The sequence below is a fragment of the Flavobacterium xizangense genome (genome assembly GCF_054075145.1).
Genome location: NZ_JBSIPG010000353.1, coordinates 1 through 231 on the forward strand (window position 1 = coordinate 1; position 231 = coordinate 231).

The 231-nt window shown below is 34.6% G+C and carries 1 pseudogene; it reads right to left on the minus strand.

The annotated features are described in order from the left end of the window. A pseudogene (locus ACWA1B_RS23740) lies at nucleotides 1-231 on the minus strand (helix-hairpin-helix domain-containing protein); the annotation flags it as partial.

A 231-nucleotide genomic window follows, 5' to 3' on the forward strand; every position in this document is an offset into this window, starting at 1 on the left:
GAAAAGATAAACCACCGGCTTTGCGCTTGTAAGGCTTAATTTCTCCTGATCGATTTCTGATTGCAGCGCTAGCCACTGCTCTTTTTCTACGTTACTGGTTTCTGAAATATTAAAATCAGCGAATAAATAAAACAGCTGTAAACCGATTATTAGAACAAAAAGCATAAAAATGCCTACTCGCTGCTGTTTTGTAAAATGGAAATACTTATTGAGAAACTTAAAATTCATGAT